The 26160-nt window shown below is 62.9% G+C and carries 27 protein-coding genes; 14 read left to right on the top strand and 13 right to left on the bottom strand.

The features are described 5' to 3' along the window. Positions 1-57: 57 nt before the first annotated feature. From FNZ07_RS02200 to phnG, 8 genes are all read right to left on the bottom strand, one after another. On the bottom strand, positions 58-840 hold the full coding sequence (locus FNZ07_RS02200) for an ABC transporter substrate-binding protein (RefSeq protein WP_091007845.1): 783 nt from the start codon (positions 838-840) through the stop codon (positions 58-60). A 302-nt stretch (positions 841-1142) separates the two neighbouring features. Then, positions 1143-2276 (bottom strand): alpha-D-ribose 1-methylphosphonate 5-triphosphate diphosphatase, encoded by a 1134-nt coding sequence (locus FNZ07_RS02195; RefSeq protein WP_091007842.1) that lies wholly within the window; start codon positions 2274-2276, stop codon positions 1143-1145. 45 nt (positions 2277-2321) lie between these two features. Continuing rightward, a complete protein-coding gene (gene phnL / locus FNZ07_RS02190; protein WP_091007838.1) occupies positions 2322-3089 on the bottom strand; it encodes a phosphonate C-P lyase system protein PhnL in 768 nt (255 codons plus the stop codon). A gap of 21 nt (positions 3090-3110) precedes the next feature. Next, positions 3111-3881, bottom strand: a complete 771-nt coding sequence (gene phnK / locus FNZ07_RS02185) for a phosphonate C-P lyase system protein PhnK (RefSeq protein WP_091007835.1) — start codon at positions 3879-3881, stop codon at positions 3111-3113. Continuing rightward, positions 3878-4804, bottom strand: a complete 927-nt coding sequence (locus FNZ07_RS02180) for an alpha-D-ribose 1-methylphosphonate 5-phosphate C-P-lyase PhnJ (protein WP_091007831.1) — start codon at positions 4802-4804, stop codon at positions 3878-3880. The genes phnK and FNZ07_RS02180 overlap by 4 nt, the downstream gene beginning before the upstream one ends. Then, a complete protein-coding gene (locus FNZ07_RS02175; protein WP_091007827.1) occupies positions 4801-5967 on the bottom strand; it encodes a carbon-phosphorus lyase complex subunit PhnI in 1167 nt (388 codons plus the stop codon). The genes FNZ07_RS02180 and FNZ07_RS02175 overlap by 4 nt, the downstream gene beginning before the upstream one ends. Continuing rightward, positions 5958-6605 (bottom strand): phosphonate C-P lyase system protein PhnH, encoded by a 648-nt coding sequence (gene phnH, locus FNZ07_RS02170; protein ID WP_091007824.1) that lies wholly within the window; start codon positions 6603-6605, stop codon positions 5958-5960. Before phnH ends, FNZ07_RS02175 begins: the two co-directional genes overlap by 10 nt. Beyond that, positions 6605-7102: a phosphonate C-P lyase system protein PhnG gene (gene phnG / locus FNZ07_RS02165; RefSeq protein WP_091007821.1), complete on the bottom strand. Its 498-nt coding sequence runs from the start codon at positions 7100-7102 to the stop codon at positions 6605-6607. Before phnG ends, phnH begins: the two co-directional genes overlap by 1 nt. Before the next feature lie 174 nt (positions 7103-7276). Here phnG and phnF point away from each other — a divergent pair, with 174 nt between their 5' ends. Genes phnF through phnN form a run of 3 tightly spaced genes read left to right on the top strand, consistent with a single transcriptional unit; the run spans position 7277 to position 9336 of the window. Further along, positions 7277-8035, top strand: coding sequence for a phosphonate metabolism transcriptional regulator PhnF (phnF, locus tag FNZ07_RS02160; RefSeq protein WP_091007817.1), 759 nt, complete (start codon positions 7277-7279; stop codon positions 8033-8035). Beyond that, positions 8032-8763, top strand: a complete 732-nt coding sequence (locus FNZ07_RS02155) for a DUF1045 domain-containing protein (RefSeq protein ID WP_091007815.1) — start codon at positions 8032-8034, stop codon at positions 8761-8763. The genes phnF and FNZ07_RS02155 overlap by 4 nt, the downstream gene beginning before the upstream one ends. A gap of 12 nt (positions 8764-8775) precedes the next feature. After that, the gene (gene phnN / locus FNZ07_RS02150) at positions 8776-9336 is read left to right on the top strand and encodes a phosphonate metabolism protein/1,5-bisphosphokinase (PRPP-forming) PhnN (RefSeq protein ID WP_091007811.1); all 561 of its coding nucleotides are present in this window, start codon (positions 8776-8778) and stop codon (positions 9334-9336) included. A gap of 22 nt (positions 9337-9358) precedes the next feature. Here the strand turns inward: phnN and FNZ07_RS02145 are convergent, their stop codons facing one another. Next, the gene (locus FNZ07_RS02145; protein WP_091007807.1) at positions 9359-10270 is read right to left on the bottom strand and encodes a LysR family transcriptional regulator; all 912 of its coding nucleotides are present in this window, start codon (positions 10268-10270) and stop codon (positions 9359-9361) included. Between the two features lie 152 nt (positions 10271-10422). Between FNZ07_RS02145 and FNZ07_RS02140 the strand changes: the two genes are divergently transcribed. Then, the gene (locus tag FNZ07_RS02140) at positions 10423-11649 is read left to right on the top strand and encodes a M20 aminoacylase family protein (protein ID WP_091007804.1); all 1227 of its coding nucleotides are present in this window, start codon (positions 10423-10425) and stop codon (positions 11647-11649) included. A gap of 89 nt (positions 11650-11738) precedes the next feature. Beyond that, on the top strand, positions 11739-13034 hold the full coding sequence (locus FNZ07_RS02135) for an MFS transporter (RefSeq protein WP_091007801.1): 1296 nt from the start codon (positions 11739-11741) through the stop codon (positions 13032-13034). Positions 13035-13040: 6 nt separating this feature from the next. Here the strand turns inward: FNZ07_RS02135 and FNZ07_RS02130 are convergent, their stop codons facing one another. Next, complete coding sequence (locus tag FNZ07_RS02130) at positions 13041-13865, bottom strand: IclR family transcriptional regulator (protein ID WP_091007799.1); 825 nt, start codon at positions 13863-13865, stop codon at positions 13041-13043. A 392-nt stretch (positions 13866-14257) separates the two neighbouring features. On the opposite strand from FNZ07_RS02130, the gene FNZ07_RS02125 reads away from it, so the two are divergent. Then, positions 14258-14626, top strand: a complete 369-nt coding sequence (locus FNZ07_RS02125; RefSeq protein ID WP_091007796.1) for a hypothetical protein — start codon at positions 14258-14260, stop codon at positions 14624-14626. 9 nt (positions 14627-14635) lie between these two features. Here FNZ07_RS02125 and FNZ07_RS02120 read toward each other — a convergent pair whose 3' ends face one another. After that, a complete protein-coding gene (locus FNZ07_RS02120) occupies positions 14636-15910 on the bottom strand; it encodes an MFS transporter (RefSeq protein WP_091007793.1) in 1275 nt (424 codons plus the stop codon). A 161-nt stretch (positions 15911-16071) separates the two neighbouring features. Continuing rightward, positions 16072-17715 (bottom strand): ankyrin repeat domain-containing protein, encoded by a 1644-nt coding sequence (locus tag FNZ07_RS02115; RefSeq protein ID WP_091007791.1) that lies wholly within the window; start codon positions 17713-17715, stop codon positions 16072-16074. 290 nt (positions 17716-18005) lie between these two features. On the opposite strand from FNZ07_RS02115, the gene FNZ07_RS02110 reads away from it, so the two are divergent. From FNZ07_RS02110 to pcaF, 8 genes are all read left to right on the top strand, one after another. Beyond that, positions 18006-18242 carry a FitA-like ribbon-helix-helix domain-containing protein gene (locus FNZ07_RS02110; RefSeq protein WP_091007788.1) on the top strand — a complete coding sequence of 79 codons (237 nt, stop codon included), beginning with the start codon at positions 18006-18008 and terminating at the stop codon, positions 18240-18242. After that, a complete protein-coding gene (locus tag FNZ07_RS02105) occupies positions 18208-18645 on the top strand; it encodes a type II toxin-antitoxin system VapC family toxin (RefSeq protein ID WP_245811348.1) in 438 nt (145 codons plus the stop codon). The genes FNZ07_RS02110 and FNZ07_RS02105 overlap by 35 nt, the downstream gene beginning before the upstream one ends. Before the next feature lie 24 nt (positions 18646-18669). Beyond that, entirely contained in the window at positions 18670-18882 is a 213-nt protein-coding gene (locus tag FNZ07_RS02100; protein WP_091007783.1) for a type II toxin-antitoxin system VapB family antitoxin, read from the top strand. 64 nt (positions 18883-18946) lie between these two features. Then, a complete protein-coding gene (locus FNZ07_RS02095) occupies positions 18947-20083 on the top strand; it encodes a BPSS1187 family protein (protein ID WP_091007780.1) in 1137 nt (378 codons plus the stop codon). A gap of 36 nt (positions 20084-20119) precedes the next feature. Next, positions 20120-21268, top strand: coding sequence for a lipase family protein (locus FNZ07_RS02090; protein ID WP_091007775.1), 1149 nt, complete (start codon positions 20120-20122; stop codon positions 21266-21268). A gap of 54 nt (positions 21269-21322) precedes the next feature. Further along, positions 21323-22111 carry a 2-oxo-tetronate isomerase gene (gene otnI, locus FNZ07_RS02085; protein ID WP_091007771.1) on the top strand — a complete coding sequence of 263 codons (789 nt, stop codon included), beginning with the start codon at positions 21323-21325 and terminating at the stop codon, positions 22109-22111. 19 nt (positions 22112-22130) lie between these two features. Continuing rightward, positions 22131-23111: a D-erythronate dehydrogenase gene (gene denD / locus FNZ07_RS02080; RefSeq protein WP_091007768.1), complete on the top strand. Its 981-nt coding sequence runs from the start codon at positions 22131-22133 to the stop codon at positions 23109-23111. 238 nt (positions 23112-23349) lie between these two features. After that, positions 23350-24552 carry a 3-oxoadipyl-CoA thiolase gene (gene pcaF, locus FNZ07_RS02075; RefSeq protein ID WP_091007766.1) on the top strand — a complete coding sequence of 401 codons (1203 nt, stop codon included), beginning with the start codon at positions 23350-23352 and terminating at the stop codon, positions 24550-24552. Positions 24553-24674: 122 nt separating this feature from the next. Here pcaF and fliD read toward each other — a convergent pair whose 3' ends face one another. Beyond that, positions 24675-26099, bottom strand: coding sequence for a flagellar filament capping protein FliD (gene fliD / locus FNZ07_RS02070; RefSeq protein ID WP_091007762.1), 1425 nt, complete (start codon positions 26097-26099; stop codon positions 24675-24677). Positions 26100-26160 lie beyond the last annotated feature (61 nt).

The following is a 26160-nucleotide window of genomic DNA, read 5'->3' as shown; positions in this document are numbered from 1 at the left end:
GTAGCGGAGCCCGTTCAGGTTGCCTGCACGGCGCGGAGAACCGCGCCGGTCGAAGCATCAGCTGCCGTACACGTCGAACGTGAAGTACTTCTGTTCGAGCTTCTTGTACGTACCGTCCTTGATCATGTCGGCGATCGCCTTGTCCATCTTCGCCTTCAGATCCGTGTCTTCCTTGCGCAGGCCAACGCCGGCACCGGTGCCAAGCGTCTTCGGATCGTCGAGATCCTTGCCGACGAATTCGAAGCCCGCACCGCGCGGCGTCTTCAGGAAGCCGATGTCGGCTTGCACGGCGTCTTGCAGCGTGGCGTCAAGACGACCCGACAGCAAATCGGCATAGACCTGATCCTGGTTCTGATACGGCACGACCTTCGTGCCCTTCGGTTCCCAGTAAGCCTTCGCGTACGTTTCCTGGATCGTGCCCTGTTCGACGCCAACCGACTTGCCCTTCAGCGAATCGGCGGTCGGCAGGATGCCCGAACCCTTCTTGGCGACGAGGCGCGTCGGCGTGTTGAACAGCTTCGCCGAGAAGCCGATCTGCTCGGCGCGTTGCGGCGTGATCGACATCGACGACAGCACGCCGTCGAACTTCTTCGCCTTCAGTGCGGGGATCATGCCGTCGAAGTCGTTTTCGACCCACACGCATTTTGCGTTCATGCGCTTGCAGATTTCGTTGCCGAGATCGATATCGAAACCGACGAGCTTGCCGTCCGAGCCCTTCGATTCAAACGGCGGGTAGCTGGCGTCGACACCGAAGCGGACCGTGGTCCAGTCTTTTGCGTGTGCGCCGATCGAAACGGTGGCGAGCAGGGCAACCGTCAAAGCCGCTAGCAGTTTTTTCACTGTTTTTACTCCTCGGAGTGGTTCAGGTGGTCGCGCATGCGCTTGTGCCGCTGCGCGACATTGCCCGGCGCGAGGACCGGGCTTGGTTTAAGGCTGCCGACCGGCGGCCGGCAGCGCGCGCCAAGCTTACCAGTTCAAAATGCTCGCGGAGTCGGTGAAACACCGGATGGTGGGGGAATCGGGTTCTAATTGCGTGCTGCGACGCAGCGAAAGGCGGGCTTTCGTAAGCGATGCGTAATCTTGTGCGCCTGCGCTCGCGCCGCGTGCCGCGCAGGCGCATCCAGTTCGACTGGACGTCGCCGCTAGACGATACGTGTGCCCGCGCGGTAAGTCGCGCGCGGCACCGGCAATGAATCGAGCATCGTGACGCGCACAAAATCCGCGCGCAGGCCCGGCGCGATCATGCCGCGGTCGTGCAGGCCGGCGGTGCGCGCCGGTTCCGCCGATACCGTCGCAACGGCGCGCGGCAAGGTCCAGCCGGCCTTGTCGACGAGTTCGAAGGCGGCGGTGAGCAGGCTCGACGGTACGTAATCGGACGACAGGATGTCGAGCAGTTCCGCCTTCGCGAGTTCGAGGGCGGACACGTTGCCCGAGTGCGAACCGCCGCGCACGATGTTCGGTGCGCCCATGATCGTCGCGATGCCGTGCGCGTGCGCGGCTTCGGCGGCGATGCGCGTGGTGGGGAATTCGGCGAGCACGATGCCTTCGGCGGCTGCCTGTTCGACGTGCTCGACGAGTGTGTCGTCGTGGCTTGCGAGCGGCACGCCGAGCGCCGCACAGCGCGCGACGATTTCGCGGCGGTGCGCATCGGCGAAACGCTGCTGCTCTTCCTCGAGGACGACGAGCATCGATGCCGTCTGCTCGTCGGTCCACTTGCCGTTGCGTTCCTGGAAGCGGCGCCACTGGTCGCGGTCGTGCCACTGGCGCTGCCCCGGCGTGTGATCCATCACCGACGCGAGTCGCAGCAGCGGGTGAGCGCACAGCGACTCGAATAACTCGACGACGTCGGCGGTGGCGATCTCGCAGCGCAGATGCAGGAAGTGTTCGGCGCGCAAGAGGCCGCGCTCGGAAAAGCGGCTCAGTGCCTGCGCGCATTGCGTCTGCACTTCGCGCCCGCGGATGCCGGCGCCCGGACGCGAACCGATTGCGAGCGCGTCGAACACAGTCGTGATGCCCGCTGCGGCGACCTGCGCGTCGTGAATCACGAACGCGGCGTCGGTGTTCCACAGCACGCCAGGTCGAGGCGCGAGATGCTTCTCGAGATTGTCCGTATGCAGTTCGATCAGACCGGGCAGCAGGTAGTCGCCGTCCCAGTCTTCGGCTTCGGGAGCGGACGTCGTGCCGCGTTCGAGGTCGCGAATCGTGCCGTTTTCGATCCGTACCGTGCCGGTGAATACTTCGTCTCGCGTCACGATGCGAGCGTTCTTGATCAACATCGACAGGCTCCGTGGTGTTCAGTGCATTCAGCGTATTCAGCGTATTCAGTGCAGCGCGGCGGTGTCGCGCAGTCGCGGCTGCAGTTCGAGGCGGCGTGTCGCGACCTGTGCGCGCGTGTCCTCGTCGTGGAAAATGCCGACGATCGCCGCACCGCGTTCGCGTGCTTCGACGATCAATTCGGCCACGATAGCGCGGTTTTCCGCATCGAGCGAGGCGGTCGGTTCGTCGAGCAGCAGCAACGGATGCCCGGCGATCAGCCCGCGCGCGATATTCACGCGCTGTTGCTCGCCACCGGAGAATGTTGCGGGGGCGAGCAGCCATAGTCGCTGCGGCACGTTCAAGCGCGCCAGCAATGCGCTGGCGCGCGCCTCGGCTTCTTCAGGTTCGACACCGCGCGACACCAGCGGCTCGGCGACGAGCGTGAGCGTCGGTACGCGCGGAATCACGCGCAGAAACTGGCTCACATAGCCGACAACGCTGCGCCGTAAATGCAAGACGTCGTGCGGCTCGGCCGCGGTGATCGCGATGTGTTGCGTTGCCTGCGAGTCGTCGCGAATCGCAATCGTGCCGCGGCTCGCCAGATAGTTGCCGTACAGGCAGCGCAACAGCGTGCTCTTGCCGGCGCCGGATGGCCCCACTAGCACCACGCATTCGCCGCGTTCGACGTCGAGCGATACGCCCGCCAGCGCATCGATGCGCACGCCGCCCTGGCCGTGCAGCGTGAAGGTCTTGCCGAGATCGACGGCGCGCAGCATCAGCGCCGCGTTGTCGGCGAAAGCACGCGTGTGGTTGCGAAATTCGATGGAGGACATGGCTAGTCTCGAGTGCTGGCGTCAGACCGGCAGAACCGACGACACCAGCGTTTGCGTATAGGGATGCTGCGGGTCGTCGAGTACCTGGTCGGTGAGGCCGGCTTCGACCACCTCGCCGCCTTGCATCACCATCAACCGGTGCGCGAGCAGACGGGCCACGCCGATATCGTGCGTGACGATCAGCACCGACAGATGCAACGTCGCCGTCAGCGTGCGCAGCAGATCGAGCAGGCGCGCCTGCACCGATACGTCGAGCCCGGCAGTGGGTTCGTCCATGAACACGAGACGTGGCCCGGTTACCAGGTTGCGCGCGATCTGCAGACGTTGCTGCATGCCGCCCGAAAACGCGGCAGGCAGCTCATCGATGCGCGTCGCGTCGAGTTCGACACGTTGCATCCATTGGGTTGCTGTGTCGCGAATCCGGCCGTAATGGCGCGCGCCGACCGCCATCAGCGGCTCGCCGATGTTCGCGCCGGCTGACACGCCGTTGCGCAATCCGTCGCGCGGGTTCTGCTGGACGAAGCCCCACTCGGTGCGCATCAGCATGCGGCGGCGCGGTTCGGACAGCGCGAACAGATCGAGCGTGTCGCCGTGCGACGCCGCATAGTGCAGCGTGCCATTGTCGGCTTCGGTGCGCAGCGCGAGCGTGTTCAGCAAGGTCGTCTTGCCCGAACCCGATTCGCCGACGATGCACAGCACTTCGCCAGGATATAGATCGAAGCTGACGTTGATGCAGCCATTGCGGCCGCCGAACTGTTTCGTGATGCCACGGGCGCTCATCAGCGGGTTCATGCGGCGTCTCCGTGATGGGCTTCATCGGTGCCGGCGGTATCCGCGTCGCGTCGCTCGTGGCAGTAGTCGCTATCGGAACAAACGAACATGCGCGTGCCCGCATCGTCGACGATCATCTCGTCGAGAAAGCTTTCCTTCGATCCACACAGCGCACACGCATGCTCCCAGCGCTGCACCTCGAACGGATGATCGTCGAAGTCGAGGCTGCGCACCGGGGTGTACGGCGGGATCGCGTGGATGCGCCGCTCGCGGCCCGCGCCGAACAACTGCAAGGCGGGGTTCATGTGCATCTTCGGGTTGTCGAACTTCGGAATCGGCGATGGCGAGGCGAGGTAGCGGCCATTGACGATCACCGGGTAGTCGTAGGTCGTCGCGATGCTGCCGTGGCGCACGATGTCCTCGTAGAGCTTCACGCTGATCAGACCGTAGTCCGCGAGCGCGTGCAGTTTCTTGCATTCGGTAGCGCGCGGTTCGAGCTTGTACAACGGCTCGGGCATCGGTACCTGGTAGACGAGAATCTGTTTGTCGGTGAGCGGTGCTTCGGGAATCCGGTGACGGGTCTGCACGATGGTGGCGTCCACGGTGCGTTGCGTCGTTGCGACGCCGGTCGTGCGCGCAAAGAAGCGGCGGATGTTGACCGCGTTGGTCGTTTCGTCGGAACCCTGGTCGATCACCTTCAGCGTGTCGGTGCGACCGATGATCGCGGCGGTGACCTGAATACCGCCCGTGCCCCAGCCGAACGGCAGCGGCATTTCGCGTGCCGCGAACGGTACCTGGTAGCCTGGTACTGCGACGGCCTTTAGCAGGGCGCGGCGGATCATCCGCTTCGTCTGTTCGTCGAGGTAGGCGAAGTTGTAGCCTTCGGCGGCGCGATCGTATTCGCTTGCTGCCGGTGCCATGGACGGGGTGTCGGTCGCGTTCATGCGGCTTGGTCCTCGTTGATCGGTTCGTCGCGGTCGTTGTCGTGTTTGTGGCTGGCCTCGCCTGCCTCATGCCGTGCCCGCAGACGCCGCACGAGTTCGAGTTCGGATTGAAAATCGACGTAGTGCGGCAGTTTCAGATGCTGCACGAAGCCCGACGCTTCGACGTTATCGCTGTGCGACAACATGAATTCGATGTCCTGCGTGGGGGACGCGAGCGTTTCGCCGAGTTCGTCGGCACGCAGCGCGCGATCGACCAGCGCCATCGCCATCGCCTTGCGCTCCGAGTGTCCGAACGCGAGGCCGTAGCCCTGCGTGAATGCGGGCGGCACGCTCGAACTACCGGCGAACTGGTTGATCATCTGGCATTCGGTGACGTCGATCTCACCGATCTCGACCGCTTCGCCGAGTTCGTCGAGTTCCATCTCGACTGCAATCGTGCCGAACCGGATCTCGCCTGCGAACGGATGCGAATGCGCGTAGCCGCGCTGCGTCGCGTAACCCATCGCGAGCAGAAAGCCTTCATCGCCACGCGCGAGATTTTGCAGGCGCGTTGCGCGGCTGGCCGGAAACGCGAGCGGTTCGCGTGACAGATCGCCGGGTTCGGGGGCATCGGGCGACGGCGTTTCCTGTTCGATCAGTCCTTCGCGATCGAGCAGCGTGACGACGCGCGGCATCGGTTCGGAGCGTGCGTCTGTGGATTTATCTACGACAGTATCGGCATGCGTTGTTGTAGTTTCGGTTGACCCCGCGTCGCTCTCCGCGAGCAACGCGAAATCGAGCAGACGTTGCGTGTAATCGTAGGTCGCGCCGAGCAACTGGCCACCGGGCACGTCCTTGAAGGTCGCGGAGATGCGCCGTGCAACCTGCATATGCTCCGTTTCGATCGCGCACGTGTAGCCGAAACGCGGCAACGTCGTGCGATATGCGCGCAGCAGGAAGATCGCTTCGACCAGATCGCCTGCGGCCTGCTTGATCGCGAGCGCGGCCAGATCTTCGTCGTACACCGAACCTTCGGTCATCACGCGCGCGACTGCGAGCCGCAACTGTTCGCGAATCTGCGCGACGGTCAGCGCGGAAAACCGCGTGTCGCCGCGACGTGCCTTGTCGAGCAAACGCCACGATGCCTCGATCGCGCGCTCGCCACCTTTGACGGCTACATACATGTGCTGACCTCCACACGGGTCGTACGCGGCAGGCCGACCACGGCATCGCCGCACACCAGATAGCAATCGATACCGCAGGGAAAGAGCGGGGCAAGCGCCGCGCGTTCTTCCCAGAAGCGTGCGGGTAAGCCGAGCGGCGCGATGGTCGCGATCGTCTTGATACCGGGCCCGCGCAACACGACTGGCGAGCCGCCGGTCAATGCATCGACACGCACGAGCAGCGTGACCGACTGTTCAGGCGTTTCGGGTTCGCCGAGCGCGAAGCTGGCAAGCGCGGGCAGTTCGTCTGCGTCGTGCACGTAGGCGAATGCCGCTTCGTGCGGTTCGTCGACGAGCGGTGCGCCAGTATGAAAACGCAATGCGGAACCGAGCGCTGTGTCCGGCTGCGCGAGCCAGACCGGCGTCGAGTAATCGCACAGTGTGAGCAGGGCGGCGAAGGCGGCAAGATCGGCACGTGTATGCGAAGCGCCCGAGGCACGCGCCGCAGGCAAGACATGATCGATCGTGCCGACGGTGCCGGGACGCGACAACACATCGAGCAGCGTGCGAAAAACCGCCTGCGTGTCATGCACCGGATCGGCAAACCCCGGCGTTAGCGTGGAGAGCGCGATGTGCGCATCGGTTGATGTAGCGTTCATCAGTCGCCTCGAACCATCGTGAAAAATTCGACGCGCGTCGATGCGACGTCGACTTGTTTTTCCGCGCGCGCCGCGGCCAGTTGCGCAGCTAGCGGGGCAACCAGTTGCGCATGCAAGCGCGCATGATGTTCCGGCAGTTGCAGCAGTGCATCGGCCAGCGCAGCCAGTTCGGCGCGCCGGCGGTCACGGCCGAGGTGACACGCAACGCCGACCGGCGCTTGACCCTCCGGTTCGCGCAGACGCAGCGTTGCGCGCGTCACGGTGGCCTCGCCGAGATTGAACGGATCGCCGCTGCCGCCGATACGTCCGCGCACCATCGCAAGGCCGATTTCGGGCGGCCGCAGCCAGTCGAATGCGGGCGCTGCTGTGCCTTCCAGCGCGCGTTCAAATGCAGCTTCGAGTGCGGCGCGCGGCGTGCGCGCGAACACCGCCATCCATGCGCGCCGGGCAGCGCCCGATGCAGGTGGCGAAACGGAAGAAGGGGAAGCAACGCTCATGAAGATGTCCTGTCGATCCAGCGTACCGCCATTTGAGCATCTATTCATCTAAACGTCTAGACGTTTAGAGTTAAAATGCGCCGTATCTCGCGCGATGGACATTTCATAATTCCATCACGGCTTGCGCACTACAATGCATCCAACGTTATTGAAACCGAAAGGAATGACAGCACCATGACATCGAACGACGGGGCAACACCCGGCACGACGGTGGAGCGAGGGGGTGGCGTTGCCGTGTGGCGACAGATCGAACAGATACTCGCGGCCGAGATCGCCGCCAGCGGTTTTGGAGAAGAGGGTCGTCTGCCCAGTGAGGGCGAACTGGCGAAGCGCTTCGATGTTAACCGTCACACGGTGCGACGCGCGATGCTCGGTCTAGCTGCGCTCGGACTCGTGACTGTCGAGCAGGGACGCGGCACGTTCGTGCAGCCCGGCGCGATCGACTACTCGATCGGCAAGCGAACCCGCTTCACGGAGAACTTGCGTCGCCAGAATCATGCGGCGGCGGGCACGATACTGTCGGCCGTGCGCGTGAAGGCGGAACCGGGCGTGGCGAAGGCATTGGGGCTGCGTGCCGGGGCGCTCGTGTACCGGATCGAGGTGCTGAACGAAATGGATGACGTGCCGCTCCTTTACGCGCGCAACTGGTATCCGGCTGCACGTTTTGCAGATCTGCCCGCTGTGCTCGAGCGAACCGGAGGTATCACGAAGGCGCTGGCGGAATTCGGTGTCGCGGATTATCTGCGCAAATGGAGTCGCATCGGTAGCGTGCTACCCGATGCGGATGTAGCGCGGCGTCTTAACATCAATCGTCAGCAGCCGGTGCTGTGGGTCGAGAACGTCGACGTCGACCTCAATGGCGTCGCGATCAAGTATGGCTTTACGCACTTTGCCGCAGACCGCGTGCAACTGATGGTGGAACACGACCTATGAGCGCAGCGGGGGAAGCGGAGTGGCCCGCGACGGCGCGTTTCGCGCTGTACTACGCACCGCCGCGAGAGTCGGCGTGGTGGCGCGCGGGTTGCGAGTGGCTGGGTCGCGATGCGGAAAGCGGCGTGTCTTGCACGACGCCGCAGCCGGATGGATTGCAGGGACCACTAGCCGATCTCACGCAGGCGCCCAGGCGCTACGGCTGGCACGGCACGCTCGTCGCGCCGTTTCGTCTCGCCGACGGTGTGACGCAGCACGATGTGCTCACGGTTGCGCGTCATTGGGCACAAACGTGCAGCAGTTTTGCGCTGCCGGTCGAGGCGGCCCGGCTCGGCGATTTCGTGGCGTTGCGACCGGCGACATCCACGGCTGAGGAACAGATGCGCGACCTGGCCGCCACCGCCTTGCACGCGCTCGCTGCGCTACGTGCTGCACCGACCCCCGCCGATCTCGCGCGCCGCCTCGAAACCCCATTGACCGAACGTCAGCGCACGTTGCTGATCGAATGGGGCTATCCGTACGTGTTCGACGAATTCCGCTTTCACATGACATTGTCGAATTCGCTCGATCTAGCCGACGAGCGCGATGCATTGCTCGCGTGGTGGCATGCGCGAGCAATGCACCTCGGACCGTTGCGGGTAGAGGGCGCAGCGCTGTTCGTCGAGCCGGCGCCCGGTGAACCGTTCGCGCTCTGGCAGCGGCTGACGTTTTCTCACACGCGCGACAGGTAATACGGAGCATCGATGCAGGGTCGTTTGATCTATGTGATGGGACCTTCGGGTGCGGGCAAGGATGCGCTGCTCGGTTTTGCGCGCAACCGTCTGGCAGGCGACCCGGTATTGTTCACGCATCGTTACATCACACGGGCCGCCGGTAGCGGCGAGAATCACATCGCATTGTCCGCCGATGAGTTCGACGTGCGTTCCGCACTAGGCCTCTTCGCACTCGAGTGGTCGAGTCACGCATTGCGCTATGGCATCGGCGTCGAACTCGATGCGTGGCTGGCGCGCGGTTGTACGGTTGTCGTCAACGGCTCGCGACAGCATGTGCCGCATGCGCTGGCGCGTTATCCGCAGACGGAACTGGTTCACGTGATTGCCGAGCCGCATATTCTTGCTGCGCGACTCGGCGCACGGGCGCGCGAAACGGCGGATGAAGTCGCAGCGCGCCTTGCGCGCCAGGCGCCGTTCGCGGTAGCGGACCACGTACGCGTCACGACCATCGACAACTCAGGCACGCTCGAAGAAGCGGGTGACGCATTTGTCGATGCGCTGCGCGGTGCGATCGAAAGCGAGCGCGTATAGCCCGGCCACTGAACTTCCCGTTTCAGGTGGTCAACCCACCGATCCGCTCGCGTGCCGCATCCTGCAGACACGACACGAATTGCAATGCCGCCGGCGTAGGCAGCAGGTCACGGCGTGACAGCACACTGATGTCATAACCCGGCAACGCTTCTTCGATCTCCACAACACGCACGCCGAGCGGCGCGACCGCGGCCGCGAGCGGTCGCGTGAAGCAGGCAATCACGTCGGTCTGCGAGATGAGTCCGAGCGTGACGGCAAACGACGATGGCGCACGCAATACACGCTTCGGTACGGGCAACCCGTGCGCATCGAACATCGCATGCACCACGCTGTGCGGCACGTCGTCGGTACCGACGGTCACGATCCATTCGCTATCGAGCAGTTCATGTAGCCGCCGCGCGTTAGCAAGCGGATGACCCGTGCGCATCGCAACCACGAACTGTGTCGAGAACAACGGCGTCTGCACGAGATCCGCGTCGAGCGCCTGCACGTGGTGAGTCGTCGCGATATCGAGTGTGCCGTTGCGCAGTTTCGCCAGCGCCTCGGGCAACGTCACCTCTTCCAGATGCAGACTCACTAGCGGCATCGCGCGACGAAACGTCGATACGGCTTGCGGCAACATCGTCAGTGCGATTGACGGCGTCGTGCCGAGGCTGACCTTTCCGGCCAGTTCGCCCTTCACCTGTTCGACTGCTTCGACGGTGCGCTGCATGTCGCCGAGCAACTGTTCGGCACGCGGCAGCAGCGCAAGCCCGCATGCGGTCAGTTCGATGCCGCGCACGCTGCGGATCATCAGTTCCGCGTTCAGCGTGGTTTCCAGTTCGCGGATCGTGTGCGTCACGGCCGGCTGCGTAATACCCATCTCCCGCGCGGCGGCGCGCAGACTGCGATGGTGGGCGGCCGCGACGAACGCCTGCAGGTGCTGGAATTTCATAGGGTATTCCCGGAGATAAACACTGTTAATCACGGTGAAAAAAACAGCATCTTATTCGAACAAAACGGCGCCGATATAGTGCTGGCGAGTTTGCCGTGCCTTCCCGCTGGCCGCGGCACGCGAGATATCCGAATCCACCCATGGAGTCCCTGATGAGCGAAGCACCCCACGCCGCCGCCCCGGTTACCGCAGGTTCTGCGGCCGGTTTGACCGAAATCGCCGATCTGGCGCCCGCCGCAGAAGGGCTGCGCGAGATCCGCCATCACATCCACCGTCATCCGGAACTCGCCTACGAGGAAGTGGAGACCGCGAAGTTTGTCGCGGAGAAGCTCGAACAGTGGGGCTGGCAGGTCACGCGCGGTGTGGGCCGCACCGGTGTGGTCGGTACGCTGAAGGTGGGCGACGGCACGCGCCGCATCGGCATTCGCGCGGACATGGACGCGCTGCCGATCATCGAGGAAACCGGCCTGCCGTATGCAAGCGAGACGCACGGCAAGATGCACGCATGCGGCCACGACGGCCACACGACGATGCTGCTCGGCGCCGCGCAACGCCTCGCCGCGACGCGCCGTTTCTCTGGCACCGTGCATCTGTACTTCCAGCCGGCCGAAGAAAGTGGCGTGGATAGCGGCGCGAAGAAGATGATCGATGACGGTCTGTTCGAACGCTTTCCATGCGATGCCGTGTTCGGCCTGCACAACCATCCGGGCGCCGAGCCGGGCATGTTGCTGTTCCGCAAGGGGCCGTTCATGTCCGCGGGCGACAAGGTGTTCATCACGGTGAAGGGCGTGGGTGGTCACGCAGCGCGGCCGCATCTGACGGTGGACCCGGTGGTGATCGCATCGAGCATCGTCATGGCGCTGCAGACCGTCGTGGCACGCAACGTGGACCCGTCGCAACCGTCGGTGGTGACCGTCGGCTCGCTGCATGCGGGCACGGCGAACAACGTGATCGCGAGTACCGCGAAGCTCGAACTGAGCGTGCGCTCGTTCAGCCCGGAAGTGCGCGCACTGCTGAAAAAACGCATCGTCGAGATCGCTCAGAGCCAGGCGCAGAGCTATGGCGGCGAGGCCGTGGTCGATTACATCGAAGGCTATCCGGTCGTCGTCAATTCGGATGAAGAGACGCAGTTCGCGATCGACGTCGCACGCGAACTGGTCGGCGACGACAAGGTCGTTGCGCAGACCGACATCCTGATGGGCAGCGAGGATTTCGCGTTCATGCTGCAGAAGCGCCCGGGCACGTTTCTGCGCATCGGCAACGGCGTGGGCGAAGACGGCTGCATGGTGCACAACCCGCACTACGACTTCAACGATCACAACCTGCCGATCGGTGCGGCATTCTGGACGCGGCTCGTCGAGCGTTATCTGAGTCACTGAGTCAACCGCTAGGGGAGCGCGTCACCGCCGCCATCCCGACAAAAACGCAACAACAATCACACGCTATCCAGCGACAAGGACGACCACCGATGAACACGGCCACCCACGCCCTGGACGTATCACGACCCACGAGCCGCAGCGCGATCGCCGCTGCGGTGATCGGCAACTGGCTCGAGTTTTTCGATTTCACTGTCTATGGTTTTTTTGCGGTGATCATCGGCAAGCTGTATTTTCCGTCGTCCAATCCGACGACGTCGTTGTTGTTGTCGGTGGCGACGTTTGCGGCGGGTTTCTTCACAAGGCCGCTTGGTAGCGTGCTGCTCGGCGTCTATGCGGACCGCAAGGGCCGCAAGGCCGCGCTGAACCTCACGATCATGCTGATGGCGTTCGGTACCGGTCTGATCGCGATTACGCCGACGTATGCGCAGATCGGCGCAGCGGCGCCGATACTGATCGTGTTCGCGCGGCTCGTGCAGGGTTTCTCGCAGGGTGGCGAGTTCGGTGCGGCGACTTCGACGCTGCTCGAGCAGGGCAATAGCGCGCGACGCGGTTTTCGCGCGAGCTGGCAACTCGCGACGCAAGGCGGTGCCGCGCTGATGGGCTCGGGCATTGCGGCGACGCTGTCGGCGGTGTTGTCGAAGGAGTCGCTGGAAAGCTGGGGCTGGCGCGTGCCGTTTGTGATCGGTCTGCTGATCGCGCCGGTTGGTCTCTATCTGCGTCGTCGTCTCGCCGACGATCCCGCCGGCGATGCGCACGGCATCCAGCGCGGCGTGTTGCGCGAACTGTTCTCCGACCATCTGCGCACGCTGATTCTGCTCACGCTGACGGTGATGGGCGGCACGGTCTCGACCTACATCCTGACGTTCTACATGCCGACCTACGCGATCCACACGCTCGGGCTACCGATGTCGCTGTCGATGCTCGTCGGCGTCACGTCGGGTTGCGTCACGTTGATCGCGTGTCCGCTGTTCGGTCTGCTGTCGGATCGTATGGGCAGTCGCAAGCGGCCGATGTTGATCGGTCGCGGCGTGCTGGTGCTGTTGCTGTTTCCGGCGTTCATCCTGATCGATCGGTTTCCGTCGCTGGCCACGATCATGCCGCTGACCGGGCTGATGCTGCTGTTCTTTGCGATGGGATCGGCGTCGGAATTCGCGCTGATGTGCGAGTCGTTTCCGCGCCATGTACGCGCGACCGGCATTTCGATTTCGTATGCGTTGAGCGTGTGCGTATTCGGCGGAACGGCGCAACTGGTCGCAACGTGGCTGATTCGCGTGACCGGCAATCCGCTGGCGCCGGCCGGGTATGTCGCGACGTGTGTACTGATATCGCTGGTTGCCATATCGCTGCTGCGCGAAACTGCGCGGACAACGGCTGCTGCGGATTGACCGCATTCAACTGCGCAGTGCAATCATCTCCGATACGCTCTGCGCCGCTTGCTGCAGCGGTTCGAGAAATGCTTTCACCATCTGCTTTGCCGAATTGCGCTGCGCGTTGCCGCTGATATTCATCGCAGCGATCACACGACCCTGGCGGTTGCGGATCGGCGCAGACAGCGAGATCAGTCCGACTTCGAGTTCCTGATCGACGATAGCCCACCCCTGGCGGCGCACCTGCACGATCGTCTTCTTCAATTCTTCCTTGTCGACGACGGTGCGCGGCGTATGCGCATAGAGCGGCGCGGAACTGAGCGTCGCATCGAGCGTGTCGTCGTCGAGGGCAGCCAGCAACACGCGTCCCATCGATGTGCAGTACGCGGGCAACCGGCTACCGATCGACAGGTTGATCGTCATGATCTTGTGCGTCGGCACGCGCAGCACATAGACGATCTCGGTGCGATCGAGCACGGCCGCCGAACAGCTCTCGTGAACTTGCGCAGAGAGGTTCTCCATGACCGGCTCGGCGAGATTCCAGAACGGCATCGAGGTCAGATACGCGAAGCCGAGGTCGAGAATCTTCGGCGTCAGGCGGAACAACCGGCCTTCGGCTTCGACATAGCCGAGCGTTTGCAGCGTGAGCAGAATCCGGCGTGCGCCCGCGCGTGTCAGCCCGGTCGCGGATGCGACGTCGGTGAGTGTCTGCGCGGGATGCTCTGCATTGAACGCACGGATCACGGCAAGACCGCGAGCGAACGACTGCACGTAGGAGTCGCCCGGTTTCTCGGGGAGCGGTTCGGCGCTGACAGGAACGGCAGAGGACGGCGGCAGGGCTTTGCTCATGGGCCTGTAGGAATCGCGTTCGCGAGAGAGTGAGTGCAGGGCGGCTCGCCTGCATACAAGGCGTAGCCGAAAGCCGTGACGATAGCTTATGAGTGGTCTTTCGCCAACCTTGCCGCGTTTTCCCGCTGGCTTGCCGACATCGGAAACCGACTTGCGCGCAGCGGCCAAGCGCTTGATTATAAATAATTTGTTGTCTTGAAGGGCGTTGCCGTCTCGTAGGCGGAGATGGCCCGAGTGGTCCCCATGTCGCGCTGATTCGACCGCTAACCATGTGCTACGCTTTGCGAAGGCACGCACGAGAACTGAATCATCGGCGGATCGTATACGTGAAGCGGCGAGGATCGATTCAGCAGGAATAATCGAGTTGTTCGACTGACATTCGGGGAGCTGCAATGAAAAGAGGGTACCAGGTGGTGCTGATCGGCGTCACGCTTCTAACGGGGTGTGCAACCGGGACGACCGTGCGATACGACAGCATGGGGCCGGCGATGTCGCTGATGTCGCAGCAGCAGAAATGCTATCTCGTGGCCCAGACCGCGTCGGCCGCGGCGCATTGGCGCGATGACGGCGTTCCCGTCAGCGAAGCGCATGCGCGACTCGACGCCGTCCTCACACCGATGCGGGCACCCGACGACTACAAGGAGCGCGTGCAGGAAGGCATCGATACGACCTATCAAAGCCACATCACGGCGCTGGAGCTCTATGCAAGCATGAAAGGTGCGTGCCGTGCTGAAAGCGCACGAGTGCCGCCGGCGAACTGAACTGCAATCTCACGGAAGCGCCGCCGGCGCCTGTCGTTGCGACACCGGCACCGGCGCAAACGCGCACGCAATGCCCACTGCAGCGAGCCCAACGATCGACGATCCGATATAGAGCCACGTATAGCGCCCGGACAGATCGAAGATCCATCCGCCGATAACCGGCCCTAGCGCCATCCCCAGGCTAGATAGCATCGTCGCAGCACCGAGTACGGTGCCGATGATCCGCGTGCCGAAGTACTCGCGTGCGAGCACCACATAGAGCGGCATCACGCCGCCATAGGCCGCGCCGAAAATCAATGCGAGCGAATAAAACTGCTCGAGACGATGCGCAAACAGATAGCCGCTGATCACCAGCGCCTGTATCAACAGTCCTGCAATGAGCACGCGTTTCGCGCCGAAGCGGTCCGCGAGCACGCCGAGCAGCAGACGGCCGCCCAGCCCCGATAGTCCTTCGACGCTGTAGATGCTGACCGCCGCCATCGGTGGAATACCGCACAGGATCGCGTAGCTCACCATGTGAAAGATCGGCCCCGAGTGGGCGGCGCAGCAGGCGAAGTAGGCGAGTCCGAGCGCAAGAAACTGGCGGCTGCGCAGCGCATCGAAGACGCGCATTCCTGTGGCGTCGGCGTGGTGGGCGGGCACGTTGCTGTCGAGCGCAGCCGCTGCCTCGGCGGCCGGCGGTCGGCGCACCAGCAGCGCCGCCGGAATCAGGATCGCGCAGGCGAGTACGCCGATCGACAGCATCGCGGTCCGCCAGTCGTACGTGGACACCAGCCAGCGCGCAAACGGCGAAACGGTCATCGGTGCGACACCCATGCCCGCCGAGACCAGCGAGACCGCCAGACCGCGCTGACGGTCGAACCATTTCGAGGTGATCGCCATCATCGGTGCGAAGAAGGCGCTGGCCGCGAGCCCGACGAGGATGCCGTAAGTGAGCTGAAACTGGAGCAACGACGTGGCGCGACTCGCGAGTGCAAGCGCGACGCCGAGCAGTACCGCGCTGGTCAGCACGACGGGCCGCGCGCCGATGCGGTCGCTTGCCGCGCCCCAGCCGAATCCGCTCACGCCCATTACGACGAAGTTCAGCGTCATGCCGCTCGAGATGCCTGCGCGGGACCAGCCGGTATCCGCGGAGATCGGTTGCAGGAAGATTGCCAGCGAGAACATCGCGCCGATCGCGATGCACGTCATGACCGCGCCGGCGCCGACGATGGTCCAGCGATACCGGTCGGCTGACGAACTATCAGGATCGGCTGAAAGCGTTTTGTCGTGTTGAGGGGTCATGGGTCGCTCCGTTCGTGGGGTTTCGGTGCGGTTTGCTGTGCTCCTGCAGCTACGACGAATGGGAACAGGCTAAATCGACAAGAACGTGGCGGGACTACGTTCGACATGGCGTACGCGGACCGCCAGTCAACGAAGCCCCGCCGGCGATCATCCCGGGCGCTTCATCCCGCTTCGAGCAGGATGTTCGCGATTTCTTCGGAGAATTGCGCCTTACGACCGGCAATCAGCACAAGCTCAGGATTGTCCGGATCGCGCTGCGCTGCCGGCATGCCATGTGCGAGCAGCGCGCGAGTGCAGGCAACCAGATCGCCGTCCGCGACCGGCTCGTTGACGGACGCCCACGACAGCGTGCCGATTACGTCCGAGTCATAGCCGTGTTTTTCCTGCCAGCTTGCTCCATGAGCTAACAGGAACGCGGCCAGATCGGCGTTACCGTTAAACACGGCCTGGTTCAACGCCGATGCACCCCAGTCGCCACCGGGCGTGGCAATCGGCCAGCCAAGCTCGACCATCACGCGAACGGCCGCGTCAGACGATCCCCAGGCGATGGTGTCGGGAAGCACGCGCAATTGCGCCTCCTGCAACGAACCGGGCAGATCGGGACGTAGCGCCTTGATGCGGCGCGCTTCGGCAGCGTCGGCGCGTGCGCAGGCAGCGACGAACTGCTCATCGAGCGAAAGCGGCTCGGCTGCGCCTGCGCGACTCAATACGTCAGCCACGTCCGGCATGCCGACCTGCAGCGCGAGCCTGTATGCGCCGATGCCGCCGGGCGTGCGTGCTGATGCGTCGGCGCCGGCACCCAGCAACGCTTCGATATGGCGAGGCGAGCGTCGAAGTGCGATCGCGCGCAGCAAGGGGGCGCCCCAGTCGCTGGTCGGTGGGCCGCTGGCTGGCTCGTTGGCATCGCCGCCGTGCGCGAGCAAGAGTTCGAGTGCCTCGGCGTGTGCCATGTCGAGCGAGCGGCGCAACGCATTGGTTCCCGCGACGTGGGCACCATGCAATAGCAACAGGCGTGTGCACTCCGGGTTCTCCAGCGAGTGGTACAGGGATTCGCCGTCGTTGGGATCGGCGCCGGCATCGAGTAGCAAGGTTGTCAACGCGGGATCGCGGTTGATTCCGGCGGCGCCGTACAACGCGGATAGAGGCGCGTTTTCACCAGGCGCTCCCAGCGATGCCCCCGGGTGCCGGTTGAAGATTTTCTGGTTCGCATCGGCGCCGGCTTCCAGCAGGTAGCGTGCGCTTCGGTAAAGCCGTTCCTGGAATTCAGGTAACTGCGCTAAGTGGGAATGCGCGACTGCGACGAGGGGCGGCAACTTTAACGGGCCGCCTGGACGATTGAGCCATGCCGGGTCGACCGCTGTCGCCTGCCGCAATATGGCTTCGTCTCCAATCGCGCAGGCGACATAGGGGTCGTCGCTTGCAAGACCGGGGTTCTCGTGCAAGATGCGGGCGGCGAGGTGTGGCCGGGCGAGACCGGAATGGCCCGCCACGTCTCCGCCGTAGACCACTGCAAGCCAGCGACTCAAACGGACCGTCGGCTCGTCCTGCCGCAGCCGCAGCGCCTCGACATGATCCGCGAGATCTGCCCACGAGAGAAAGCCATATTCGCGCGCGATGCACGACTGCGCGTCGTGCAAACGCAGTGGCTGCGCCGAAGTATTTTCAGGGCGCCGGTTTCTGGCGGATGGAAGACTGCGTGCGAACCGTGCGATGGCATCGCTATCGCCGGCTCTATAGAGACGAAGCAGATCTTTTGCCTGCTTCTTCAGATGCTCGAGATTGGGGTGATGGGGTAACAGTTGCATGAAAACCTCCGTGCGTTAGATCGCCGAAGGCCCGCGATACCGGCGGCACAAAGGTTCTGGCTGCTGTCCTCGATCAACACAAGTGGGTTCAACCCTTTCCGCGGGCCCGGAAGCGGCTTGCAACGCTGTAGGGGTGAAAGCCTAGCGAAGGCAATCTTAAGCGTCAAGCGGGCACGGTTTTGAAGCTGTCCGATAAACAAAGGTAAAAAACATCGGGTACGGGTGATAGCACTGCTTGCAGTTCTTCGTGAGTACGCTATCATTGATAGCATTCTTTGCGGGAGCGTGAAATGGCAAATCTTCTGGTTCGTGGGATTGATGATGCACTGGTGCAGAGCCTGCGTGAGCAGGCTGCTGCACATGGGCGCAGCGCGGAGGCTGAGCACCGGGAAATCCTCGCGCATGCATTACGTCGCCCGAGAAAGCGCAGCTTTGCCGAGGTGTTGATGAGTATGCCGGACGTGGGTGAGGATGCGGACTTTGAACGCGTGAATGATTCAGGTGAGGCCGCGCGTGTATTTGGTTGATACCAACATCGTGAGCGAAATAAGAAAGAAAGAGCGCTGCAATAAAGGCGTGCGCGCTTTCTTCCGGCAAGCAGTGAAGTCGGATATCGATCTGTATCTGTCCGTGGTCACCATTGGTGAACTGAGGCGTGGCGTCGAGATAGTTCGACATCGGGGAGATGTGGCGCAAGCCGCATCCCTCGAGGCGTGGTTGACGGCGGTGCTCAACGAGTTCGCGCAGAACATTCTCCCGGTGGACGAGGACATTGGGCAATTGTGGGGGAGACTACGCGTACCGCACCCGGAGCATGCGTTGGATAAGCTGATCGCGGCGACGGGGCTGATTCACGATCTGACTGTCGTGACGCGGAACGTCGATGATTTTTCGCCCACGGGGGTTCGTGTATTGAACCCGTTTGATTGACGGCACAGCAAACAGGGGGAAATCATGCGCACTACCGTTACTATCGATGACGATTTGATCGAGAGAGCCCAAGCCTATACAGGCTTGGAGGAAAAAACAGCACTTGTGCGCGAAGCGCTCAAGGCATTGATCGAGCGTGAAGCCGCAAAACGACTCGCCAATCTTGGCGGTAGCCAGAAAGGAATCAAGGGAGCGCCGCGTCGCCGGCGCGATGTGTTGCCAGCAGCACACCGATGATCATCGCTGAACCGTAATCCACGAGGATCCACCCACCGTTACAGCATCGCGACAGGAGGAAACCATGCACCCTTCAAGCGTTCCCACACGGCACACTGGATCATCGACTAACCAGCGATCGACACTAACCCGCAAACTGATCGCCGCGCTACTCACCCCCGCCATCTTCACAGCAAGCGCCTGGGCCGGAACGATACCGGTCACCGCACTCTCGCCGATCCAGCCCGCCAGCACCGGCACGGGCATCACATCCGAGTCGAGCAGCGACGCATATGACTACGTGTACGTACCGACGACAGCAAGCCAGCGACAGAATGTGCTCGTCGTATTCCTCGGTGGTTCGACTTCGACGCCGTCCAGCTACACCAGCATTACCGCGGAAGCCGCAAGCGACGGTTACGGCGCGATCGATCTACGTTATCCCGACAGCACGATAATCGGCACGTCCTGCGCGTTATCGCTGACACCCGCTCTCAAGAACGCCTGCTTTGCGAATGAACGCGGTGCGACGATTTTCGGCAGCGGCGTGGCGTACGCGTCTGGCTCGACAAAATGGAGTTCGCTTGGCGTGTCGGTCACGCTAGCCAACTCCGTCGTTAATCGTCTGGTCGGATTGCTCGACTATCTGGTCCATACGGACACAGCTCGCAGCAGCTACTGGAGCCAGTTCCTGATTTCGGATCGCACTTCACCCTATGTCACTGCCAACGAGGGACCGGTGTATCCCGACTGGTCGAAAATCGCCATCGCTGGGCACTCGCAGGGCGGAGGGCACGCGGCCTTTGTCGCGTTTCATCTTTCTGTTCTCGGCGCGATCATGTTTTCGTCCGTCAACGATAACGTCGCCGGTGCGAGTGCGAGCTGGATCACCGCGTCGTCGGTGACGCCGCTTGCCCGTTACTGGGGGCTCGTCAACGAGAGCGATCTGGCGTCGAACGGCTACAGCTCCGCGGTGGCCACGAACTGGGCCGATCTGGGCGGAGTGGGAATCGGTTCGCCCGCCAACACGGCGACAGTTCAAATTGCCGACGGAGCCGGTGCGCCTCTTGGTGCGCATCGCCTCGTCACGACCGGACCAACCTGCGCCAACAACGCTATCGCCGATCTCGCGTGCCACGACAATACAGCGGTCAACGGCGCATATCTCACGGATATCACTGCAGCGTGGGACTACTTGTTCGGGGCTGCAGGTTCACGGTAAGACGCTGTCTTGCGTCGTCACCTCAAGGAGACATCGATGAAGCGGTGGCATCGACTGCTACAAACAGTGGTCTTACTCGTTGGCGCGATCCTGTCGCACGCTTCTGTTGCCGCGCTGTTCGCCGGCGAGCAAATCGAAACAGACGCCGGCTTTCCAACCTTGACGAAATTTATCCCGGGCGACCCAGGCCGACCGCTCGTGGTCTTCGTCCCGGGCGCGCATCACAACGCGCGGATTGCCTATGGTGGCCACACCGGCAGTCACGACGACGACTTCGTTGCTTATTGGCTGGTGCGCGAAGGCTACAACTTTCTTGGCGTCTCGTATCCGTTGACCACCCACAACCCGGTGATCACCGACACCTACCCGAACTACGATGCGCGCGACTGGGGCAAACAGGTCGCGGCCGCTGCACGTCGCGCGATCGATGAGCACCATCTGACACGCAAGATCATCGTGATCGGCTGGAGCATGGGTGGTCGCAGCGCAGAGCCGATCGCAGAGGCTGCGAAGGAGCAAGGGCTAGACCTTGAGTTCTTCACCTCGTTTTCGGCGACGCCGGGCATCATGGGGCTCGTCGACATGAATGCGAACTTCCCGATGACGGCAAGTGGATACGCGGACCGCAGCAACATCTACCCGATGTTCATGAAGCAGATCGCACTAGAAAACGCGATGAACGGCCACACGATTATCGACACCACGAGCTATCTGAACGATTACGTCGGTGACATGCCAGTGAATCTCGAAGGTTACGGCTTGCACTATCGCGACGGTCGGTTCGTGCGCGACAACTGGGCCGACGAAGAAGAATTCAGGGTCTACGCATACGACAAACTGCCGTACATCGCAGCGCTCATGCCGAACGAGCCGCTTGACGCAAGACACGCGTTGACGGATCAGGCGAACTGGGGGTTCGTGATGACGAACAAGATTCAGGCCACCATCGAAGCCAGCAAAGTCGATCTGAGCGCGATGCCGCGTGCCCGCTGGCTCGCATTGATCGACCTGGTCCGCAGCGCGCCGCAACGTCTGTCCATCGAGATGAACGGCGACCATTTCTTCTTCATCGGTGCTGCCGGAGCGCACGAAACCGCACGGGCAATCCAGACGCTCGACGACCGGGTTGCCGGATTCAAATCGCAGCTACAGGAGCTCGTGCCGTTAAAAGCGACGCCGAACTGATCAGCCGCTGAAGCTGTACACGCCAAATGTCATCGTCTCAAAGGAGTTGTCCTCATGCTTCGCTTCGCTGCGAACCTCACCATGATGTACACCGAGCACGCCTTTCTTGACCGCTTCGCCGCCGCGGCTAAAGACGGTTTCAAGGCTGTCGAGTACCTGTTTCCCTACGATTTCCCCGCCGCCGAACTGAAGACCCGTCTCGACGAAAACGGTCTCACGCAAGCGCTCTTCAATGCACCGCCCGGCGACTGGGCCGGTGGCGAGCGCGGCATCGCGTCGCTGCCGGGACGCGAAGACGAATTTCGCCGCGGCATCGATACCGCGCTCGGCTATGCGCGTGTGCTCGGCAACCGCAGGCTGCATGTGATGGCCGGCCTGATTGCCGCGGGTGAATCGCGCGAACGTCATCGCGAGGTCTATTTGCAGAATCTCGCGTATGCCGCGAATGTCGCACAGGCCGAAGGCATCACGATTGTCATCGAGCCGATCAATACGCGCGATTTCCCGGGCTTCTTCCTGAACCGCCAGGACGATGCGCAATCGGTGTGCGCGGCGGTCGGCGCGCCGAACCTGAAGGTGCAGTTCGATTGCTATCACTGTCAGATTGTTGAAGGCGATCTCGCGGTGAAGCTGAAACGCGACATTGCCGGCATCGGCCATATCCAGATTGCCGGCGTGCCCGAGCGCCACGAACCGGATACCGGCGAACTGAATTACCCGTACCTGCTCGATCTGATTGATTCGCTCGGCTACGACGGCTACATCGGCTGCGAGTACCGGCCGCGCGCGGGTACTTCGGCGGGACTGGGTTGGCTCAAGCCATATCTGCGGGACGCACTTTGATTGAAGGACGAACTCCGTCATGAAAGTACTGATTACCGGTGGCGCCGGCTTTCTCGGCCAGCGCCTTGCACGCGAACTGCTGGCGCGCGGCACGCTGAAGGACGCGGAGGGCAAGCCGCAATCGATTACCGAACTGGTTCTGCTCGACGTCGTACGTGCCGCGGATGCCGGCGACAGCCGCGTGCGCACGGAAGTCGGCGATATCGCGGATCGCAATGTGCTGGAGCGCGCAATCGACGAGCGCACAGCGGCGATCTTCCATCTGGCGGCGATCGTCAGTGGTCAGGCGGAAGCGGATTTCGATCTCGGCATGCGGATCAATCTGGATGCGTCGCGCCTGCTGCTCGAGACGTGCCGGCAGCGCGGACATCGACCGCGCGTGGTGTTCACGAGTTCGGTTGCGGTGTATGGCGGTGACATGCCCGAGATCGTGCAGAACGATACTGCGTTGAATCCGCAGTCGTCGTACGGTACGCAAAAAGCCATCGCGGAGCTGCTGCTGAACGATTACACACGACGCGGTTTTATCGACGGTCGCGTGTTGCGGTTACCGACTATCAGCGTGCGGCCGGGCAAGCCGAATGCGGCGGCATCGTCGTTTGCGAGCGGAATCGTTCGTGAACCGCTGAACGGTGTTACCGCTGTGTGTCCGGTTGCGGGCATCACACGTGTGTGGCTACTGTCTCCGCGCAAGGCGATCGAGAGCCTGATTGCCGGACTCGAAATCGATGCGGCGTTGCTAGGTATGCAACGCGCGCTGAATCTGCCTGGCATCTCGGTGAGCGTCGACGAGATGGTCGCGGCGCTGCGAGAAGTGGCCGGCGATACCGTCGCGCAGCGGATCGTCTGGGAGCCCGATGCGCGTACGGAGAAAATCGTCAGTAGCTGGCCGGGGCGTTGGGACACAATGCGCGCGGAACGGCTCGGCCTGACCGGCGACCGGACGTTCGCCGAGGTGATTCGTGCCTATATCGATGACGAGTGCATTCAGATTCGCTGAAGTTGACAGTCTTTCCCGCGTGCGCCTATTATCGACCTAAATGTTCGTTAGACGATCTCGTTGTTCTTATATAGAACAATTTGCGTCGACATCGAACCTGTTCATCAACGCCTTGCGCCAGGCTCGTTCCATACGTGCTGTGGCCCAAGGCCACTCGTGCATGGCATGGCCACTGCGCATGTGCGCTCGTTGCGGCAACGCATGGCGCTGCGCGTTGCCCATCAACTGGAGACATCTCATGACCGAAGCTTTTCTGTGCGACGCGATTCGCACGCCGATCGGCCGCTATGCGGGTTCGCTGTCGCAGGTGCGCGCCGACGATCTCGGCGCCGTGCCGTTGAAGGCGCTGATGGAGCGCAACAAGGAAGTGGACTGGAGCGCAATCGACGACGTGATCTACGGTTGCGCGAACCAGGCTGGCGAAGACAATCGCAACGTCGCACGTATGTCGTTGCTGCTGGCAGGCTTGCCGCAGGGCGTGCCGGGCTCGACGGTGAACCGTCTGTGCGGCTCGGGCATGGACGCGGTGGGCATCGCGGCACGGGCGATCAAGTCCGGCGAAACATCGCTGATGCTTGCGGGCGGGGTCGAAAGCATGAGCCGTGCACCGTTCGTGATGGGCAAGGCGACCAGCGCGTTCTCGCGCGAGGCCAATATCTTCGACACGACGATCGGCTGGCGCTTCATCAATCCGCTGATGAAGCAGCAATACGGCGTCGATTCGATGCCCGAAACCGGCGAGAACGTCGCGCAGGAATACGGCGTGAGCCGGGCCGATCAGGATGCGTTTGCATTGCGCAGTCAGCAGAAGGCGGCACGTGCGCAGCGCGACGGTACGCTCGCGCAGGAAATCACAGCGGTAACGATCGCGCAAAAGAAGGGCGATCCGCTCGTCGTGTCGCAAGACGAGCATCCGCGCGAAACCAGTCTTGAGGCACTGGCGAAGCTGAAGGGCGTCGTCCGTCCGGACGGCACGGTGACGGCCGGCAATGCATCGGGTGTCAATGACGGCGCGGCGGCCTTGCTGCTGGCCAACGAGGAAAGCGCGAAACGCTTCGGTCTTACGCCGCGCGCACGCGTGCTGGGCCTTGCGACTGCCGGCGTTGCACCGCGCGTGATGGGTATCGGTCCCGCACCCGCGACGCAGAAACTGCTCGCGCGCCTGAACATGACCATCGATCAGTTCGACGTGATCGAACTAAACGAAGCCTTCGCCTCGCAGGGACTCGCAGTGTTGCGCCTGCTCGGTGTCGCGGACGACGATCCACGCGTGAATCCGAACGGCGGCGCAATTGCGCTCGGTCATCCGCTCGGGATGAGCGGCGCGCGTCTCGTCACGACCGCGTTGTACCAGTTGGAGCGCACGCGTGGACGTTTCGCGCTGTGCACGATGTGTATCGGCGTGGGGCAGGGCATTGCGCTTGCGATCGAGCGGATCTGAGGCGCATGCGGCGTAATGGTGGCCGTGCGCAGTACATCGCGCACCGCCATAACCAACGCCATCATTCCCAGTTCAAACTTGCCGATCGAAAAGCGCGAGAGAACAGGCGAGTCCCACTCACCTTACTTGTTACGCGCAAGCGCCCCTGCATTGTTATTGCCGCCAAATAGCTGCGTCAGATAGTTCTTGTTGTTATTCATCGTCGTCATCAGCTTGTTTAGCGCGGTGAATTGCGCGTTGTACTGCGAGGTCAGCGTAGTCGAATAGGTCTGCAACTGCTTCGCCTGATCCTGCAACGTGGAGAGATCGGAGTTGAGCGCTTGCGTGCGCGTGTCGATAAGACCGCTCGTCTGCACGTAGTTCGTCGCGAACTTGTTCAGCGACTTGCCGATGCCGTTCGACGTGTTGAACAGCGCAGCCACCGATCCATCGTGCGACGTCAACGCGGTTTGCAGCTTCGCGTTGTCGAGTTTGAGCGTGCCGTCGTGCTGCAGATCCATGCCGATCGCCGACAGGCTGTGCGTCTTGCCGCCCGCCGCGACGCCGCGGCTTAGCGTGTCCGCGAGACCGTTGGTGATGTCGCGCAGCATCGCGTCGCCGAGCAGCGGGCCCGCCTGCGAGCCGGCCGTCGCGTTGGGCGTGTAGGTCGACAGCGAATGCGCGGTAGTGACATACGCGTTGTATGCCGTGACGAAGTTGTTCAGTGCGGTGGTGCTCGCGGTGTCATCGGCGGCGACCGTCAGGGTTTGCTTCGTGTTGGCAGCGCCAGGCGCAAGGTTGATCGTGACGCCCGGCAGCGCATCCGAAATGGTGTTGGTCGCGCTTTTGACCGGGTTGCCGTCGATCGTCAACTGCGCGTCCTGTGCCGCGCTCACTTCCCTGAAACCCGACGAATTGAGTCGTGCATCCACACCGCTGCCTGCCGTGAGCGAGACGGTGTTCGCGGCGCCCGTCGCTTTCGACGTAACGACGAGGTGTTGTCCGTCGGCGGCACTGACGACCGTCGCCGTTACGCCCGGATTATTCGACGCACCGTTGATCGCCGCGGCAACGCCCGCGAGCGTATGGTTCGACGCATCGAGGTTGACGTCCATCGACTTGCCGCCCACGGCCACGGTCAACGTGCCGCTGCCGAACGTCGTGTCTTTAGCAAATGCGTTCGACGACAGCTTGTGTGCGGTCGCAACCGTCGAGATATCGAGCGCGTAGTTGCCGCCCGTCGCGCCGGTCGAGGTCGTCGCGGTGAGTCCGTTGCCGCTCGCCGTCGCCGAGAATTTCGCCAGCGCCGAGCCGTCGGCAAGACCGCTGACCGCGCTTTGCAGCGCGGACAGCGCCGCTTTCAGCTTGCCGATCGCCGACAACTGGGTGTTGTCGAGCGTCTGCTTGTTGGTGATCTGCGCGTTGCGACCGGCGGTCTTTGCCGTGACGAGCGCCTTGACGAGATTGTCGACATCGAGCGACGAGTTGGTCGACCCGCTGATGATGGACTGCGCCGCCTGGGCGAGCAGGTTGCTGGTATCGGTGGAAGTCGGGGTTGTGCTGGCCATGCAAAGCTCCGTGCGTGTGCGGCGTGATCTCCGGGCGGTCTCCGCAGATTGAAGCCGGATG

This window comes from Paraburkholderia megapolitana (assembly GCF_007556815.1).
In the GTDB taxonomy this organism is placed as follows: domain Bacteria; phylum Pseudomonadota; class Gammaproteobacteria; order Burkholderiales; family Burkholderiaceae; genus Paraburkholderia; species Paraburkholderia megapolitana.
Note: the sequence above shows the minus strand (reverse complement) of the source record. Positions and strands in the feature narration are given on the sequence as shown.

Excerpts from the sequence above, each read along its gene's own strand:
- FNZ07_RS02195 (WP_091007842.1), bottom strand. The coding sequence starts at position 2,276 with ATGTTGATCAAGAACGCTCGCATCGTGACGCGAGACGAAGTATTCACC.
- phnL (WP_091007838.1), bottom strand. The coding sequence starts at position 3,089 with ATGTCCTCCATCGAATTTCGCAACCACACGCGTGCTTTCGCCGACAAC.
- phnK (WP_091007835.1), bottom strand. The coding sequence starts at position 3,881 with ATGAACCCGCTGATGAGCGCCCGTGGCATCACGAAACAGTTCGGCGGC.
- FNZ07_RS02180 (WP_091007831.1), bottom strand. The coding sequence starts at position 4,804 with ATGAACGCGACCGACACCCCGTCCATGGCACCGGCAGCAAGCGAATAC.
- FNZ07_RS02175 (WP_091007827.1), bottom strand. The coding sequence starts at position 5,967 with ATGTATGTAGCCGTCAAAGGTGGCGAGCGCGCGATCGAGGCATCGTGG.
- phnH (WP_091007824.1), bottom strand. The coding sequence starts at position 6,605 with ATGAACGCTACATCAACCGATGCGCACATCGCGCTCTCCACGCTAACG.
- phnG (WP_091007821.1), bottom strand. The coding sequence starts at position 7,102 with ATGAGCGTTGCTTCCCCTTCTTCCGTTTCGCCACCTGCATCGGGCGCT.
- phnF (WP_091007817.1), top strand. The coding sequence starts at position 7,277 with ATGACATCGAACGACGGGGCAACACCCGGCACGACGGTGGAGCGAGGG.
- FNZ07_RS02155 (WP_091007815.1), top strand. The coding sequence starts at position 8,032 with ATGAGCGCAGCGGGGGAAGCGGAGTGGCCCGCGACGGCGCGTTTCGCG.
- phnN (WP_091007811.1), top strand. The coding sequence starts at position 8,776 with ATGCAGGGTCGTTTGATCTATGTGATGGGACCTTCGGGTGCGGGCAAG.
- FNZ07_RS02145 (WP_091007807.1), bottom strand. The coding sequence starts at position 10,270 with ATGAAATTCCAGCACCTGCAGGCGTTCGTCGCGGCCGCCCACCATCGC.
- FNZ07_RS02140 (WP_091007804.1), top strand. The coding sequence starts at position 10,423 with ATGAGCGAAGCACCCCACGCCGCCGCCCCGGTTACCGCAGGTTCTGCG.
- FNZ07_RS02135 (WP_091007801.1), top strand. The coding sequence starts at position 11,739 with ATGAACACGGCCACCCACGCCCTGGACGTATCACGACCCACGAGCCGC.
- FNZ07_RS02130 (WP_091007799.1), bottom strand. The coding sequence starts at position 13,865 with ATGAGCAAAGCCCTGCCGCCGTCCTCTGCCGTTCCTGTCAGCGCCGAA.
- FNZ07_RS02125 (WP_091007796.1), top strand. The coding sequence starts at position 14,258 with ATGAAAAGAGGGTACCAGGTGGTGCTGATCGGCGTCACGCTTCTAACG.
- FNZ07_RS02120 (WP_091007793.1), bottom strand. The coding sequence starts at position 15,910 with ATGACCCCTCAACACGACAAAACGCTTTCAGCCGATCCTGATAGTTCG.
- FNZ07_RS02115 (WP_091007791.1), bottom strand. The coding sequence starts at position 17,715 with ATGCAACTGTTACCCCATCACCCCAATCTCGAGCATCTGAAGAAGCAG.
- FNZ07_RS02110 (WP_091007788.1), top strand. The coding sequence starts at position 18,006 with ATGGCAAATCTTCTGGTTCGTGGGATTGATGATGCACTGGTGCAGAGC.
- FNZ07_RS02105 (WP_245811348.1), top strand. The coding sequence starts at position 18,208 with ATGATTCAGGTGAGGCCGCGCGTGTATTTGGTTGATACCAACATCGTG.
- FNZ07_RS02100 (WP_091007783.1), top strand. The coding sequence starts at position 18,670 with ATGCGCACTACCGTTACTATCGATGACGATTTGATCGAGAGAGCCCAA.
- FNZ07_RS02095 (WP_091007780.1), top strand. The coding sequence starts at position 18,947 with ATGCACCCTTCAAGCGTTCCCACACGGCACACTGGATCATCGACTAAC.
- FNZ07_RS02090 (WP_091007775.1), top strand. The coding sequence starts at position 20,120 with ATGAAGCGGTGGCATCGACTGCTACAAACAGTGGTCTTACTCGTTGGC.
- otnI (WP_091007771.1), top strand. The coding sequence starts at position 21,323 with ATGCTTCGCTTCGCTGCGAACCTCACCATGATGTACACCGAGCACGCC.
- denD (WP_091007768.1), top strand. The coding sequence starts at position 22,131 with ATGAAAGTACTGATTACCGGTGGCGCCGGCTTTCTCGGCCAGCGCCTT.
- pcaF (WP_091007766.1), top strand. The coding sequence starts at position 23,350 with ATGACCGAAGCTTTTCTGTGCGACGCGATTCGCACGCCGATCGGCCGC.
- fliD (WP_091007762.1), bottom strand. The coding sequence starts at position 26,099 with ATGGCCAGCACAACCCCGACTTCCACCGATACCAGCAACCTGCTCGCC.